At 39.5% G+C, this 16669-nt stretch carries 15 protein-coding genes and 1 pseudogene; 7 read left to right on the top strand and 9 right to left on the bottom strand.

Annotation, left to right across the window (positions count from 1 at the left end; genetic code table 11):
• Positions 1-133: 133 nt before the first annotated feature.
• The 3 genes and pseudogenes from modA to modC form a co-directional block, all read left to right on the top strand.
• Positions 134-898 carry a molybdate ABC transporter substrate-binding protein gene (modA, locus tag L5B90_RS02735; protein WP_265762076.1) on the top strand — a complete coding sequence of 255 codons (765 nt, stop codon included), beginning with the start codon at positions 134-136 and terminating at the stop codon, positions 896-898.
• Between the two features lie 15 nt (positions 899-913).
• Positions 914-1636, top strand: coding sequence for a molybdate ABC transporter permease subunit (modB, locus tag L5B90_RS02730; RefSeq protein ID WP_442778768.1), 723 nt, complete (start codon positions 914-916; stop codon positions 1634-1636).
• Positions 1623-2300 (top strand): annotated as a pseudogene (gene modC / locus L5B90_RS02725) (molybdenum ABC transporter ATP-binding protein); the annotation flags it as partial. The gene modB and the pseudogene modC, both read left to right, overlap by 14 nt.
• A gap of 131 nt (positions 2301-2431) precedes the next feature.
• On the opposite strand, the gene tehB reads toward modC, so the two are convergent.
• Positions 2432-3292, bottom strand: a complete 861-nt coding sequence (gene tehB / locus L5B90_RS02720; protein ID WP_250350464.1) for an SAM-dependent methyltransferase TehB — start codon at positions 3290-3292, stop codon at positions 2432-2434.
• A gap of 232 nt (positions 3293-3524) precedes the next feature.
• Here tehB and nrdR point away from each other — a divergent pair, with 232 nt between their 5' ends.
• Genes nrdR through yfbR form a run of 4 tightly spaced genes read left to right on the top strand, consistent with a single transcriptional unit; the run spans position 3525 to position 6765 of the window.
• On the top strand, positions 3525-3974 hold the full coding sequence (nrdR, locus tag L5B90_RS02715; RefSeq protein WP_250364392.1) for a transcriptional regulator NrdR: 450 nt from the start codon (positions 3525-3527) through the stop codon (positions 3972-3974).
• Between the two features lies 1 nt (position 3975).
• On the top strand, positions 3976-5094 hold the full coding sequence (gene ribD, locus L5B90_RS02710) for a bifunctional diaminohydroxyphosphoribosylaminopyrimidine deaminase/5-amino-6-(5-phosphoribosylamino)uracil reductase RibD (protein WP_265762074.1): 1119 nt from the start codon (positions 3976-3978) through the stop codon (positions 5092-5094).
• 51 nt (positions 5095-5145) lie between these two features.
• A complete protein-coding gene (gene degS, locus L5B90_RS02705) occupies positions 5146-6162 on the top strand; it encodes an outer membrane-stress sensor serine endopeptidase DegS (RefSeq protein ID WP_250350461.1) in 1017 nt (338 codons plus the stop codon).
• On the top strand, positions 6163-6765 hold the full coding sequence (yfbR, locus tag L5B90_RS02700) for a 5'-deoxynucleotidase (protein ID WP_250350460.1): 603 nt from the start codon (positions 6163-6165) through the stop codon (positions 6763-6765).
• A 60-nt stretch (positions 6766-6825) separates the two neighbouring features.
• On the opposite strand, the gene L5B90_RS02695 is transcribed toward yfbR, so the two are convergent.
• From L5B90_RS02695 to L5B90_RS02660, 8 genes are all read right to left on the bottom strand, one after another.
• Positions 6826-7467, bottom strand: coding sequence for a DUF1919 domain-containing protein (locus tag L5B90_RS02695; protein WP_265762539.1), 642 nt, complete (start codon positions 7465-7467; stop codon positions 6826-6828).
• A 167-nt stretch (positions 7468-7634) separates the two neighbouring features.
• On the bottom strand, positions 7635-9131 hold the full coding sequence (locus L5B90_RS02690; protein ID WP_265762073.1) for a surface lipoprotein assembly modifier: 1497 nt from the start codon (positions 9129-9131) through the stop codon (positions 7635-7637).
• Positions 9132-9193: 62 nt separating this feature from the next.
• A complete protein-coding gene (locus tag L5B90_RS02685) occupies positions 9194-10738 on the bottom strand; it encodes a factor H binding protein domain-containing protein (RefSeq protein WP_265762072.1) in 1545 nt (514 codons plus the stop codon).
• Positions 10739-10753: 15 nt separating this feature from the next.
• Positions 10754-12283: a hypothetical protein gene (locus L5B90_RS02680; RefSeq protein ID WP_265762071.1), complete on the bottom strand. Its 1530-nt coding sequence runs from the start codon at positions 12281-12283 to the stop codon at positions 10754-10756.
• A gap of 382 nt (positions 12284-12665) precedes the next feature.
• Positions 12666-13919 carry a multifunctional CCA addition/repair protein gene (locus tag L5B90_RS02675; protein ID WP_265762070.1) on the bottom strand — a complete coding sequence of 418 codons (1254 nt, stop codon included), beginning with the start codon at positions 13917-13919 and terminating at the stop codon, positions 12666-12668.
• 17 nt (positions 13920-13936) lie between these two features.
• Positions 13937-14539 (bottom strand): TIGR04211 family SH3 domain-containing protein, encoded by a 603-nt coding sequence (locus L5B90_RS02670; RefSeq protein ID WP_250364399.1) that lies wholly within the window; start codon positions 14537-14539, stop codon positions 13937-13939.
• A gap of 113 nt (positions 14540-14652) precedes the next feature.
• Positions 14653-15915 (bottom strand): inorganic phosphate transporter, encoded by a 1263-nt coding sequence (locus tag L5B90_RS02665; protein ID WP_250350456.1) that lies wholly within the window; start codon positions 15913-15915, stop codon positions 14653-14655.
• Between the two features lie 27 nt (positions 15916-15942).
• Positions 15943-16623 carry a TIGR00153 family protein gene (locus tag L5B90_RS02660; RefSeq protein WP_250350455.1) on the bottom strand — a complete coding sequence of 227 codons (681 nt, stop codon included), beginning with the start codon at positions 16621-16623 and terminating at the stop codon, positions 15943-15945.
• Positions 16624-16669: the final 46 nt, after the last annotated feature.

The raw sequence follows: 16669 nt of genomic DNA, 5'->3' as shown, positions 1-16669 counted from the left end.
TGCTAGCCCTGTTTATTTTGACACCGTTGAAATCAAGTAAAACTATTTTACGAGAAGTTCTCTTTTTTATGTAGCTTTTATTTTTTAAATCGTTATATAATTTATTTTATATTGATAACTAAGGAGTATCCCAATGCTAAAACTTAAAACATTTCTTTGTTCAACTTTATTGGCTTGTTCATTATTCTCTATTCCTGCGCAAGCGAAGCTGACTATTTTTGCCGCTGCTTCTATGACAAATGTATTAGAAGAGGTGAAAACGCAGTATTTAGCAACTCACCCTAAAGAAGAAATTGATTTTTCTTTTGCCTCTTCTTCTGTATTGGCGAGACAAATTTCACAGGGAGCGCCAGCGGATATTTTTATTTCTGCTAACCAAAAATGGATGGATTTTTTAGCGGAAAAAAATGTGATTGAACCAAAAAGTCGCGTGAATTTAGTGCAGAATAGTTTGGTTATGATTGCCCCGAAAAACAGCCGATTAGCGCAGATTGATGTGCAAAATGCTCAGTGGCAAGGTGAATTAAAAGGTAGCTATTTGGCAGTGGGGGATCCTGCGCACGTTCCTGCTGGGAAATATGCACAAGAAGCCTTAACAAGCTTAAATCAATGGCAGGCGGTTGAAAATAAACTTGCCAGAGCCAATAATGTGCGTGCTGCATTAGCCTTAGTTGAACAAGGTGAAGCCCCTCTTGGGATTGTATATGGCACAGATGCAGAGGCAAGCCAAAAAGTGAAAGTGGTGGCGGTTTTCCCTGAAAATTCTCACGCGGCGATTGAATATCCTGCGGCAATTGTGGTTGGGCATAGCAATCAGGAACGTGTTGATTTTCTTGCCTATTTGCAATCAGAAGAGGCGAAAAAGATCTTCCTGAAAGCTGGATTCGTGGTCAAATAAAAGGGTACGATGCAAATGGATTGGCAGGCCTTTTTTCATTTTTCCTCAGCTGAGTTGAATGCCATTGCATTAAGTGTCAAAGTGGCATTGGTGTCAGTGTTGGCTGGATTGCCTTGCGCAATTTTTGTGGCTTGGTTGCTGGCGCGCAAAGATTTCTGGGGAAAATCCTTGCTCAATGGCATTATCCATTTGCCTTTAGTTTTACCTCCTGTGGTGGTTGGTTATTTATTATTAATCGCAATGGGGCGAAATGGCATTATCGGGCGATACTTATTGCAATGGTTTGATTTTAGCTTTGGCTTTAGTTGGTATGGTGCCGCATTAGCTTCTGCCATTGTCTCTTTCCCACTAGTGGTACGCTCGATTCGTCTAGCTATTGAAAATGTGGATTTCAAACTTGAGCAAGCAGCACGCACTTTGGGATCATCAGCCTTGAAAACATTTTTCACGATCACCCTACCACTTGCTCTGCCGGGGATATTGGCAGGGATTGTGCTTGGTTTTGCTCGCTCATTAGGCGAATTTGGGGCAACCATCACCTTTGTTTCAAATATTCCAAAAGTAACCCAAACCATTCCTCTTGCAATGTTTTCTTTTATTGAAACACCGGGTGCAGAAAGTGCAGCAGCACGCTTATGTTTGATTGCTATTGTAATTGCCTTGATTTCTTTACTAATTTCGGAATGGTTAGCAAAATATACACAAAAACGCTTGGGACAATCTGATGTTAGAAATTAATGTACGCAAACAATTAGGCAAAATGACTTTTGCGGTAGATTTACAGTTGCCCACGCAAGGGGTTACCGCATTATTTGGCTTGTCTGGTTCAGGGAAAACCACACTGATTAATTTAGTGAGTGGTTTGTTACAACCTGATGAAGGCTATATTCGTTTGAATGGGCGAGATTTAGTTAATACAGAAACACAGCTTAATCTTCCACCTAATCATCGTAATGTGGGGTATGTTTTTCAGGAAGGCAGATTATTTCCTCATTATTCGGTAACAGGCAATTTACGTTATGGAATGAAACAGAAAAATACCGCAGAGTTTGATCGTATTGTGCAACTTTTGGGCATTGAACATTTACTCAAACGCTATCCGATCACCTTATCAGGCGGTGAAAAACAGCGTGTTGCGATTGGGCGCGCATTGCTCTGCCAACCTGAAATTTTGCTGATGGACGAACCCCTTTCCGCCCTTGATCTGCCACGTAAATTAGAGTTATTGGATTATCTAGATAAACTTGCACAAGAAATTGCGATTCCTATTTTATATGTTACTCATAGCCTTGAAGAATTAGCACGTTTAGCTCAACAAGTGGTGCTGTTAGATCAAGGTAAGGTAATCGCCTATGATCAATGGAAAAATTTGCGAGATAGCGCATTGTTTGCCCTTTGGCGAGAAAGAGAAAAATAAAAGGAGAGTAAAAAGAATGGGGATAAATAAAATGAGGTAGAAAACAAGTGCGGTGAAAAAATTCAAAAATTTCCACCGCACTTCTGGTGTTATGGCTTTTTCTTTTTATGGTTGGTTTATTTTTTCTTTGCCAACATTGTGACAAATTTCATTTTAATGCGGTTGCCATTTTCATCTGTTTTGTGAAGTTCGCCCATTTCTTCTTGATATTTAATCAATTCCCAATTTTGATAATAATTTTTCAGTTCACCTTCTTTGAAGGTGAAAGAGAATGGCATTGGGCAAGGGACATCATCAGTACTCATTGCAGCAACAATGAGATTATAACCGCCAGCATTTGTGTGCTTTTGCATATTCTCAATAATCGCAGGAATGGCATTGCGATCAAGGAACATAAATACCACCGTAGACAGAATAAAATCGTAATTTTCCTGAATATTGGCGTCATTGATATTATAAAGTGCGGTCTGAATATTGAGATTTTCTTTTTCCGCCGTACTGGTCAGAAAAGCAAGGCTATTTTCGTTGTGATCCCAAGAAGTCACATCATAGCCAAGCAGACTTAAAAAGAGCGAGTTGCGTCCTTGTCCGCAACCAAGATCTAAGACTTTGCAAGGCGGAATGATTTCCACCGCACTTTTTACCTCAGAATGCGTTGGGGTCATATTATATTTTTTGCTGAAATAATCTTCTTTTTTACAATAAAATGCTAAATAACATTCCAGATCATCTGAAGCGGCTTCCACGCGGTGCCATAGTTGCGGTTCAACAAAAGGCGTGTCATCTTGCGCAGTGAAAATATGCTCACTCACTACGTCGCCTTGTTCGGTTAAAACATAAAATTTTAGTTTGCCTTGTAGCACGGTAATTTTGCCCCAAGTGCCAATTTTCGTGTTATGTTTTTCTTGGAACATTTTTGGCAGACTTTCTTTGTTCCACACAGGCATTTTTTTGTAGCAAATTAATTCATTTTTCATTGTCTTTCTCCAAAGATAAAATAGTTGAGTAATATAGTAGGGAATTAATATATATAAGGCAATAAGACAACAAAAAAAGTTATAAAATACCTGCGTAAGATCATTTTTTGCCACATAAAGATCGTAAAAAAAGGTAAATTTTGCTACAATTTGAGCCTTTATAACAAAAATTTTATGCTGTTTTAGCCATTAAAATGGGAAATACCATTTAAAAAGGGGATTGAAAGAATTTATGCGTTGTCCTTTTTGTTCAACAGAAGAAACGAAAGTGATCGATAGTCGGTTGGTCTCCGATGGCTTTCAGGTTCGCCGCCGCCGTGAATGTGGGCATTGTCACGAACGTTTTACCACCTTTGAAATTATTGAACTCGTGATCCCAAAAATTATTAAAAGTGATCAATCGCGTGAACCTTTCGATGAAGAAAAACTTCGTCGTGGTATTCTGCACGCCTTAGAGAAACGTCCAGTAAGTTCTGATGATGTGGAAAAATCCATTAATCGCATTATTCATCAACTGCGTGCCACAGGGGAGCGAGAAGTGCCAAGCCATTTTGTCGGGCAGCTGGCAATGAATGAGTTAAAAAAATTGGATAAAGTCGCCTATATCCGTTTTGCCTCCGTTTATTTAAGTTTTGATGACATCGATCAATTTACCAAAGAAATCGAAAGCCTGAAGGATTAATATGCAACCATTTTCTCAGCAAGATCAGCAATTTATGCAAATGGCGTTGGATCTCGCCAAGCAAGGACGTTTTACTACCACGCCAAATCCTTCAGTGGGTTGTGTTTTGGTTAAAGAAGGCAAGGTGATCGGTAAAGGCTTCCACCTTAAAGCAGGGCAACCACACGCCGAAGTAATGGCATTGCGTGAAGCTGGAGAAAATGCGCGTGGTACAACGGCTTATGTTACCCTTGAGCCTTGTTCTCATTTTGGTCGCACGCCACCTTGCGCCAAAGGATTAATTGAGGCTGGGGTAATAAAAGTGATTGCCGCAATGACCGATCCCAATCCGCAAGTTGCTGGACGTGGCTTGAAAATGCTTGAACAAGCCGGCGTGCAAACGGAGGTCGGATTGTTGGCAGAGCAAGCAGCGTTGCTCAATCAAGGTTTTCTCACAAGAATGTGTCGCAATCGTCCTTTCGTACAACTGAAAATGGCGATGAGCATTGATGGACGGACCGCAATGGCAAGTGGCGAAAGTAAATGGATCACCGGTGCACTGGCACGCCAAGATGTGCAGCAATATCGGGCAGCAGCAAGTGCCATTCTTTCCACAAGTCAAACGGTATTAATGGATAATCCGATGTTAAATGTACGTTGGGAGCAACTTCCTTTAGCGATTCAACAACAATATCCTGATAGCGAACTTCGCCAGCCCGTGCGGGTTATTTTAGATAGCCAGCATCGAGTTACGCCAGAATATCAGTTATTTCAACAACCTACGCCTGTTTGGTTAGTCAGTTCAACGGCAAGAGATATGCAAGGTATGCCCGATTTCTGTCAGGCAATACATATTGAAAAAAAGGCAGATTTTTTCACCGCACTTTTAACTCAGTTAGCAGAACAACAAATTAATACCTTATGGGTTGAAGCGGGCGCACAATTAGCCGGTGCCTTGATTGAAGCAAAATTGGTGGATGAGCTGATTATTTATCTTGCACCTAAATTATTGGGCGATAAAGGGAAAGGACTTTGTCAATTACCGCATCTCCAAAAATTAGCTGATGCACCACAATGGCAATTACAATCGGCAACACCGATTGGTGAAGATTTAAAATTAATTTATCATCCAAAAAATTAAGTGAAAGTAAAGAAACCAGCAAATCATACAACGAATACGAAGAGAATAAGAATGTTAAGAAAGCTTATCCAATCGATTATCATCGGTTTACTTGCCGCAGGCGCAATTTTGTTAATCAGCCCTTTCCTAAAGCAAGATCAGCCTTTGTTTCAAAAAGCGATCCTTTCTTTTAAAGATGCGGTTAGGGTTGCCTCGCCTGCGGTCGTGAATGTGTACAGTCAATCTTTTACTTCGATGAGTGGACAGCCACAGATTACCAATCTTGGCTCGGGCGTGATAATGGTGAAAGACGGGCATATTCTCACCAATAAACACGTTATTCAAAATGCCGATCAAATCGTGGTGGCAATGCAAAATGGGCGAATTTTTGAAGCTAGTTTGATCGGCTCAGACAATCTTACCGATTTAGCGGTACTAAAAATCCGCGCAGATAATTTACCCACTATTCCTAATACCAAGCGTAAATTGCACGTAGGCGATGTGGTACTTGCCATTGGTAACCCTTATAACTTAGGGCAAAGCGTATCGCAAGGCATTATCAGTGCGTTGGGGCGCAATGCGGTAGGTGATTACATTGGGCGACAAAATTTTATCCAAACTGATGCATCCATTAATCGTGGTAATTCAGGTGGTGCATTGATTAATTCCCTTGGTGAATTGGTGGGCATTAGCACATTAAGCATTGGTAAAAATGCTAATGAAATTGCGGAAGGGTTGAATTTTGCCATTCCCATTGATCTTGCCAACGACGTAATGAAAAAAATTATCCGTGATGGACGTGTGATCCGCGGTTTTCTTGGTATTCAAACTGACGTCTTGCTTAGTGATGAAACGAGCAGTAAAGGTATTGAAATCACGAATGTGAAAGAAAACAGCCCTGCTGCCAAAGCAGGCTTACAAGCGGGGGATATTATGCTGCAATTTGGCGATATAAAAGCAGAATCACCGGCACAAATGATGAATGTGATTAGTAATACCAGGCCAAACACCACCGTGAATATGGTGATTTCTCGTCTTGGCAAAGTGATGACTTTGCCAGTTACCATTGAAGAATATACGGAGAACTAAATGTCCTTTGAACGCTTACAACCGAGCCACTTCTTTGCCTGTTTGGATCGCTTAAAGCTCATTCAGCGTTGGTCTTTAATGCGTAATATTGAAAAAGAGAATTTAGCGGAACATAGCCTACAAGTGGCGTTCGTGGCACATATGTTGGCTATCATCAAAAATAAATTTTATGCAGGTCAGCTAAATCCTGAACGTATTGCCGTATTGGCAATGTATCACGACAGTGCAGAAATTTTTACTGGCGATTTACCCACGCCAATTAAATATTTTAATGACAGCATTACCCAAGCCTATAAACAAATTGAAAGTGCCGCAGAATTTCATTTATTGAGTTTACTCCCCGAAGAATTGCAACCTGATTTTGCGCCTTATTTACATAGTGAACAATTTTCTGCTGAAGAAAAACACATTGTAAAACAAGCCGATTTACTTTGTGCTTACATCAAAGCGAAGTTTGAATTGGAACAAGGTAATCAAGAATTCTCTTCCGCGAAAGTACGGTTAGAAGCATTAATGGCGGAATGGCACAGTGAAGAAATGACATATTTTATTCAAGTGTTTATCCCAAGTTTTGGGCGTAGCCTTGACGAAATTGCGTTGTAAGAGTTCAGTCAAAGGTGCGGTAAAAAATTTAACAAAATTTCACCGCACTTTATTTTTATCCTAATGTGATGAACGTTTCTCGTTTTTGTGTTGGTTAAACCAAGCGAGATAATCAAACTGATCATAATAGCGTTTACCGCTCCAACCTGAATAAGCAAAAAGATCACCCACACAATCTTGTTGTTCAAAGCCTTGAATGTAAAAAGCGGAAGGAATTGCTGGGTAAGGTTTATGTGTAAATACCACTTTGTTTGGATAAGGCAGAGCATCAAAGGCGTTGAGATCTTGTTCTGTGCAGCCATCACGATCGGTCATAATAATAAAAAGATTTTCAAGATCAATCCGTTGTGAGCGCTGTTGCCATTTTTCTTGGGCTTGCTGTGTATTGGCATAATGCATAAAGTGAATTTTTATATCATCTAAATAAGCAATCGGGTAAGGTGATTGCGTTACAAATTGCAAGGTTTGTTGCTGATAATGTTCAATACGCTGTAAATAGCGAATAAAATCTTTGGGTTCAAGATATAAATTTACAAAAGGCGAATTAAACGGTTGTGCTAAATCGTGCAAAATAAATGCACCGTTACAATTACTGGCTATTACCGTCATTCCTTTATTTTTCAATTCATTACGCATTTTGGGATGAATGAACAGTTTGCGTAACAGGGCATTGTATTTGTTTTTGAGTAAAGAGAATCGCATAAAATAAAAATCGATTGAGATATTATGTTCTATGATTGAAATCATATCACGTTACATTACCTCATTCTATTTTAAACAATAAATGAAATAGGATCTTGGCAACGAATATTTGTGGAGAAAAGATGATGGCAGGTATGCCATCATCGAAACAAAGGGAAAAAGACCTTTTAGAATGTTTTTTCAAAATTTAAGAATACACGGTTTTTATGGTAACTATAAAGTGCGGGGAGATTACTATTCACTTTTGTCCAACTAAAATTAAGTTTTGGTGTAATACCCCATAGATGCCATTCACGATTCCATAAAGTAATGACACCATTGTATTCTTTATCTTTACGAATTTTATTAAAGAATAAATTCTTTTCTTTGAAAGTACGTTGTTCTATCCCAAATTGCAAACGGGTTGAAATGCCCCATTTCCATTCTTGCCCCCAGCCTAAACGAAAACCTAAGCGATCAGAGGAGAACATTTTATTTTGTGCTTTTTCACGTTGATAATCTAAACCACCATAGAAATAGGTTTTGGCATTAAATAAATGCAACAAAGTAGTGGAATAAAGTTGATTATTACTGTTAGCACCATCATTGGTTTTATACCTTGTTTTGCTCAGTTCTATTGCAGAACTTGTTTGCCATTTTGGCGATAACCAACGCTCATACTCAAAACGCAGCCCATAATTACGGCTATATTTTTTACCACCGAACCAACGATAAGTGTAGAAAGGTAAAATAGCAAATCGATTATTGATATCTTGATATTGATACCCCACGGTTGTGCGATTCAAAATATCATCATAGTCGTGATTATCCCAATAGCTTTTACCATATAGATTATTTTCTAAATAAAGTGAATGGCGACCAATTAAATTCATTTTTTTACTGAAATTTACCCCATATTGTAATCCGTGAGCGGATTGAGGCAATGAATCTTCACTTTTTTGGAAAGGGGTATTACCGATATAGACGACTTTGTCTTTCGCTGCATTATTAACGTTGTTATCTTGTAAATAAGATAACGAAGCACTAAATGACCAAGCTGATTGGCGTTTAATTGCCGCTAAATACTGATCAGAAATAAGCATTATTTCAGGTGGGAGATCAGGACTTGCACGCAATTTGTTAAATTGATCTTCAGCCGCTTCGCTTTGGTAATCCTCAAATAATGTTTGAGCGAGTGCAAAACGAACGGGGGAGAAGCTAGGATTTTCCGCAATAATATGACGGTATAAACGAATAGCATCAGTTAAATTGCCTTCTATTCGGTACAGCATTGCTTGAGCATAATCAATGAGAATAGGATCGGGATCGACCGTTTTTTTATAAATCGTGAGCAAATCAGGCAATAAATCCCAGCGATGAGTATCGATCACATAGTTTAATAATTTACGAGCCAATTCAGGATGTTGTTGTAAGTCTTCATCTGAAAGTTCAGTGCTGTTATCTGGCGTTGTTTCAGACGCTGATTGAGGCGCTTTTGGCACTGTATTAAAATCAGGTTGTGCTACATTAAGCGTCTCTTTCGGTTCATTTTTTATTTCCAGTGCCGTATTTGTTGGAATTGCTGCTGGGGCTGCCAGGCTATTTTGTGCAATGCTAAAAGAAAATAGCCCTAAACATAAAGAAGAAAGGGGAAATTGAGTAAGTATTTTTAATCGATTAGGCATAATGTCTTCTCAATAAAGCTAAAAGAAAGCCCTGCTAAGGCGAACTTAGCAGGGGAAAAAGGCTATTTGGATGTGCCACCAAAAATTTGTACATTAGTATCAGCAGAACCGATAATTTCACCAACCACTTCTTCGGCATTAGGGCCAACAAAGATCCCTTCATACTCACCATCAGATTGACGATTCATATCATAATGGCCATATTGGATTTTTCCTGAAAAGCCTACCTGAGTATCATTAGTACTGATGATAGGTGTTTTAATTAGCACAATATCTTGATTATTTTTATAATTAGTCCGGTTCGTCACTTTCCCTGAAACCGTTTTATCCGCAAAGTTCGCGGTTAAAGTGAGATCCCCTTGTGCTAGATGAGCTTTATATTCAGACACTAGATTTTCTCGCCAATAGCCTAGTACTTTGCCACGGTAGGTTACTTCCTCTTGCCCAGATGGACGTTGCCATACGCGGTTGTCTTGCGGCAGTTCCTTATAAACATACCCTGCTAACGGAAGAGACTGTAGATCATATTTATCAGTACTACTATTATAGCTCTTTGTAGATATACTAAAATAAGTAGAATAGGATTGATTGACAAAACGAGCTTGACCCACAGTTCGTTCAACCGTTGGGTTACATGCCTCTGCTGAAGCACAAGTTTGTGCCGTTAGCAATTCTGATTGAATTTTTTGTGGGTTAATTTCATATTTTGAAAAATCAATCTTTCTTGCATTGTCTTCTGCGAACCGACTTTCTTTGACTCCTGCACCATCTGGATGTGGCACCAGAATTTCAAATGTATTCGAACCATAATATCTCAGATTATTAGATATTGACGTTCTTTTTAAGGAGGAGGGGGAACCGCTCAGTATAATACTTCTCCATTTGTAGTTATCTCCCATATAGTTTTCTTCCCGTTTGGCTTCAACTATTTTGGTCTCATCTTTACTCAGGTTATCTAGCTGTGCTTTTTCTTTTTTAAGAGCAATTTCACTACTACTTATGCTAGCTCTTAGCTGTTCTAACTCAGTTTGTTTTTGTTTAACTTGAGTGGTTAACGCCTGTTGGGCTTTTTCTAAGGCAGACACATTTTTAGTTAAACTCTCAGCCTGTTTTTGGGCAAGTGTATATTGGCTTTGTGTGGTTTGTAATGTGGCATTGGCGTTTGCTAAATTTTGTTTAGCTTGAGCAAGCTTTTGTTGCACTTCCGCGCTGTTGCCTAATTTTTGCAATTGCGTGAGTTCATTCACTTGAGAGGTTAAACGGCTTACCTCTGCTTTTTGTTTATTCACTTGTGTGATAGCGGTGGTAAGCGTTGTGTTTACCGTAGCTAATTGCTGTTTTGCACTGTTTAATTCATTCGTGGTTTTTTGCAAGGATTGTTGATAGCTCGCTAGAGATTGTTGTTTATTCGCAAGCTCGCTTTGTGCTTGTTGTAATTTAGCTTTAGCATTGGCTAATTGTTGTTGCAATTGAATGGTATTGTCTGAATCATTATGAGATGTGCCTGTATTACTTGAAGTATCATCAGAATGAGAAGAGCCACAAGCCATTAACGTAGCACAAGCTAATGCAATGCTGCTTAATTGAAAAAATCGTTTTTGTTTCATATATGAATTCCTTAATTATTTTGTTACCTGTGTTCCACCAAATACAGAATCAGATTCATTTGGTAAGCCTTCTATTCTACCTACAACTTCTTCCATATTTTTACCTGCAAAGGTCCCATAAAAATTTGCGCCAGAAAGTGGTAAATTGTTAGGGTTATTCGTGGCGGGAACTATTGATCTTCCTGATTTACCAGAAAAACTGATTCCATTTCTATCTATGGAAATGACACCATTTTTTAAGAATAAATCTCGGGAATCTTGCACAGGATTAACCGTGCGATTCGTGATTTTGCCATTGATGGCATTGTTATTTAAATCAGCCGTGAGGGTAATATCACCAGATTTTCCACCTACATTAATCATTTGTCCACGATAGGTAATCACAGGGGTTTTTGCTTTTACCGCATCATAACGCTGCTGAGCTTGCTCTCGAATACTCGTTTCTTTCTGATAATCTGTACGCACAATAGCGGTAGTAAACTTATCACTATCATATTCTAAAAGAGAAAGAACTTCATGCATATCATCAGAACCAATGTAATCGTCTACAATAGCATTTATTGGTTGCCAAGCAACATAAGAGGAATAATGTTGATTCACAAAGAAAACTTTACCTACGGCTTTACCTTTATTTTCAGGAATTTCAGAACTAATTAGAACTTCATTAATTTTGGTTGGATCAGGTTTATATTGTGATAGTGGTAAAGTTGGTACTGGTCTAGAGATTACTTGAGGATTACCTAGTCCATCTGATGCTGATTCTAAGTGTCTATGCATACTATTACCTGATGTTCTTGCACTATGTTTTCCCGCAGTAGAAACTGGAGTAGAGTATTCAAAATGAATATCACGCCATCTAACCCCGTCGCTATCTAGTTCATATTTTTTCACCCATTCTCTGTCTTTATTATATTGGGCAATTTTATCCGCAACGGTTTTACGTTCTGCGGTAATTTGATTCAGTTTATTTTGTTGTTGCTGAAGTTGGGTGTTAAGACCGCTTAATTGCGTTTCTAATGGTTTGATTTTCGTTTTGAATTGCGCTACGGTTGCGGTCGATTGCTTAATTTGTTCATTCAGCTTATTTAATTGTGCTGTTTTATTTTGTACTTCCGCCTTGACCTGTTGTAACCGCGCTTCAGCACTGTCTTTTTGTTTAATTAAATTCGCGATATTCGGATCGGTATTCTTTTTTAAATCCGCAAGTTGTGTATTCAATGACTGAATTTTTGCTTCTAGTTTTGCTTTTTCGCTATTGCTTGCTTGCAAACTATTATTTAATGTATCACGCTCACTGCGTTGTCTCGCTAAATCTTGTTTCGCTTGCGTGATTTGACTTTGCAATGTGTTGATTTGTTGGCTTAACCCCTCCGTTGCTTTTTCTTTAGCTACAATTTCGTTATTTAATTTATTGATTTCCGTGAGAAATTGCTGTTTAGAAAGGGGGGCGGTCGCGGTATTGCTTTCGGTAGCAAAAGCACCATTTACTGCAATGGCATTACTGATACATAATGCAATGAAAGAAAATTTGATTGATTTTCTCATAACTGATCCTTAATTGTTATAAATTAAACCTGTACGAGCCTCGTACAGCCAAACTCACTACTATAAGAATGAATAGACGCTTACGCGTGAAATAGGAAATATACATAAAGTAAAAAATCAACCTCATAGAGGTGAGCTATGCTTTATTCAAAAGTAAGCTAAAAAACATCCTAGAATAATGCTTTATCGCAATAGCAATGATGGTGAGTTTTCAGTAAATTTTGAATAAATCTTCCGTATTCTAAAAAAAAAAAAAAAAATGCAAGCGATTGCGTGAAAATTTTAGAAAAAATTTTATAAAGAAAATAAGAGAGTTATAGAGCGGCAATAAGGATTTTTTCACTACAACGGAAAAAGTAGTAAGAAAGAAAAGTATGATTGTTTAAAGGCTGGAATGATAACCTTTTTTGGCTTGCTCAATGGCTTTTTGGCGGCGTTTGTTTAATTCTTCACGGATTTTTTCTTTTTCAAATCCATCTCTAATCACCTGTTGTACATCAACCTGAAGTGCGGCTTGATACAGTTTAAGTAGGAAATCCGCTTGTGGGTAATCCACCTGTTCAAAGCCCTTGCGACCTTTTGCATCTGCTTTACAAACAAGTAACAGGTGTTCAAAACGTTCTGCTTTACGCCATACGTCTAACTTATTGAATAATCCAAGAATAGTGGCTGGGCGTAAGTCAAACGCACGGTGAATATTGGTATGGGTTTCGCACACAAGACAAGCTAGTTCTTTGATGTAGCTGGGGACTTTTAAGCGATTACATAGGTTTCGGGTTGGTATTATTCCGTTGTGTTCGTGTCCAATATGACGGGGAAGCATATCTTTGGGGGTGAGGGCTTTGCCTAGATCGTGGCAAATTGCGGCAAAACGTACCGCACTTTTTTGTTGCTTGTTGCTCTTTGTCGTCAGTAAGCTTGCTTGGTGTAATACCATCATTGTATGGATAAAACTATCCACTTCGGGGTGATGTTGCACTGGGTTTGGCACACCGTAAAGGGCATTTAGCTCAGGGAAAAGCACCACTAATGCATTGATTTTTCTCAAAATCTCAAAATAAATTTCAGGATTTGGGGTTTGTAAGGCTTTTTCTGTTTCTAGCCATACGCGCTCTGTGGTGAGATGAGAAAGTTCACCTGAGAGCGTGATTTCTTTCATTAATTGAATGGTTTCAGGCGCAATTTGAAAGCCTAAATAATGGTAACGTGCGGCAAAACGCGCTACTCTTAACACCCGTAAAGGGTCTTCTGCAAACGCTGGGGAAATATGACGGAGTAGGCGATGATTCAAATCATTGACACCACCATAAGGATCGTGCAAATTGCCTTGGCTGTCTTGGGCAATGGCATTAATCGTCAGATCTCGGCGGATTAAATCTTGCTCGAGAGTTATTTCTGGGCTGAAATCGCAAATAAATCCCGTGTATCCTACACCTGTTTTTTTTTCTGTGCGTGCTAGCGCATATTCTTCTTTCTTTTTCGGATCAAGGAAGACGGGGAAATCTTTCCCGACTTGAATATAGCCTTGTTGCAGTAGCTCTTCGGGGGTTGCACCAATCACTACCCAATCTTTGTCTTTAACAGGGAGATTGAGCAGTTGATCGCGTACAGCACCGCCGACTAAATAAATTTCCATTTTGCTGAGGAATAAGGTTATGACCAGCCATCGCGGCGGCGACGTTTCGGCATAATGAAAGGAAGAATTAAGCCAAGTAGCAAACCTACGCCTAGCACTGAACCGCCGTAGATAAACCATTGAATGGCAATTTCTCGCTTACCTGCATCAAGCATTGCTTCTAAATCACGGTTTTTATTTTTGGTGATTTCAAGTTCACGGTTGAGCTGGGAGTTTTGTTCCAAGAGTTGGTTACTTTGTTGCTCAGCTTGTTTGGTTCGGCGTTGCATTTCACTCGTGCGTTGTTGCCAGTCTCCATCTAATTGATTGAGTTTTAAGGTTAATTCTTCAATTTTGGCTTTTAATTTGGGGTTTTCATCTTTGCTACTTGGTGTGCTAGAAAGCTCAGATGTTAAGATCCACGCTTCACGATTTTTACTATCACGAATGAGCGTGTAGCGATCTTTTTGGTTTAGCACGGTGACTGGCTCGCCAGAGCGGATTGCTCCGGCAATTTTAAATTGATCGCCAGCCCCTTTGCGTAAAAAAGTCGAAAGGTTTTCCGTTACATAACGTGTTTCTGCCTGTGCAAATGGCACAGAAAGAAAGAATAAAAATAAGATTTTAGTCATTTTTCGCATTACAGCACCTTAAAAACAAGACAATAAAAAAGTGCGGGAAATTGTACCGCACTTTGCTTTCATTCACAAAATCTTTGTCTTATTTTATGTGGGTTTACGCGACTTTACGTCAGTTAGATAAAAATGGCGTGTAACACATAGTAAATCAAAATGGCAAAGAATGCCCCCGCTGGCAAGGTGATCACCCAAGAGGCGATAATATTGCGAATTACCGTTAAATTCAACGCAGCGATACCTCGTGCAAAACCGATACCAAGAATTGCACCAACAAGGGTTTGCGTGGTAGAAATGGGTAACCCTGTTCCTGAGGCAAGCACTACCGTGGTTGCCGTGGCAAATTGGGCAGAGAAACCGCGGCTTGGTGTGAGATCGGTGATCCCTGTTCCAATGGTTGCCATTACTTTGTAGCCCATAATGATTAAACCTAGTGCGATCCCCGCAGCTCCTAAGGGAAGAATCCACCAAGCAAGCGGACTTTTCGCCATAATTTGACCGCCATTATCTACAATCGACACCACGGCAGACAAAGGTCCAATGGCATTTGCCACATCGTTTGAACCGTGCGCGAACGCCATTGCACAGGCGGTGAGTAGCATTAAAATGCTGAACACTTTTTCTACTGCACCAAAGGTGCCAGATTTTACGGTTTGATGGAATTTTTTGCTGCGGAAATAGAAATAGCTTGCCACCACAGAAATCGCACTAATAGCTAATGAAATAAAGAAGGTTTCGCCACCTGTTAAATGTAAACCAACGTGCTTTAAGCCTTTTATCATTGTGACGACGGACAAGATAAAGATAGTTAGCCCCATATAATATGGACCATATTTTTGTGCATTGCGTAACGGTTTTTCTGTATCGAAAATCAGTTTTTGAGTGCTGAAGAAAATACCATACGCCACCACACCAGCAATCACAGGGGTGATAAACCAACTGCCAACAATATTGCGGATAGCTGACCAGTCAATAGAATTTGGGCCAACAGTAATTAAACCGAAACCGATAATCGCACCGATAATGGTGTGCGTGGTGGAAACCGGCCAGCCCATTCGTGAGGCAATAAGCAGCCATATTCCTGAAGAAAAGAGGGCGGCCATCATACCTAACGCTAAAATTTCTGGCGTTGCGGTATATTCCATTGCATTGAGTACCCCACTTTTAATGGTTTCAGTCACTTCGCCACCTGCTAAATAGGCACCAGCACATTCAAAAATCATTGCAATAATAATGGCTTGCTTGGCGGTAATGGTGCCTGAACCTACGGATGTTCCCATTGCATTAGAAACATCATTTGCCCCCACACCAAATGCCATGAAAAAGCCGAAAGCAGCGGTGATGATCACTAATAAAGTGCCATAATGTTGAATAACTTCCATAGTATTATTCCTATGTTGCTTAAACAATTATGAACGAGCTAACATTAACTCAATTCGTGAACCTACGCGCTGGGCTTGATCAGCAAGCACGCCAATCCATTCCAGGATTTTGTATAAAAACATTGCGTCAATTGGGTTGAATTGATCTTCCATCGCACGCAAAATTAAGCGTAATTTAATTTGCATTTGATCCGTATCATCTTCAATCTCATCAAGAGTTTGGATCATTTTATTAACAAATTGCACTTCACGCCCTTTGAAACCCGTTTCAAGCAAGCCGTCCATTTCATCAATAACCAGATGAGCTTGCTCCGCCGCATCAATACTGCGTGCCACATATTTCATAAAATCTTCTTGCATTTCAGGTGGAAAAGCGCATTGACGCCCTACCATTCTGCCGGCAATATCTTTGGCATAATTAGCTAATTTATCTTGTTGTGTAACCAGTTCTAATAAATCAGTGCGTTCAATTGGCATAAACAAACCGCGTGGCAGCTTTAAGCGAATTTCGCGTTTCAAACTATCAGCTTGGCGTTCTGTCTCCGAAATTTTTTGGCGCAATTTCTCTGCATTTTCCCAATCACCTTGGAAAGTGTAGTCAAAAAAGGGAATGAGATATTTACAACAATCAGTTACCTTAGCAGAATGACGCGCTAAGGGCTTTAATGGGGAATGGGCAAATAATCCTAAAATATTATTTACAGCCATAAGATAACTCCTTCTAGGGGTTAGGTTGAAAAATTTTTATGCATTG

It is taken from the genome of Avibacterium sp. 20-129 (genome assembly GCF_026226845.1).
GTDB lineage: Bacteria > Pseudomonadota > Gammaproteobacteria > Enterobacterales > Pasteurellaceae > Avibacterium.
This window is presented reverse-complemented; position numbering and strand designations above follow the sequence as displayed.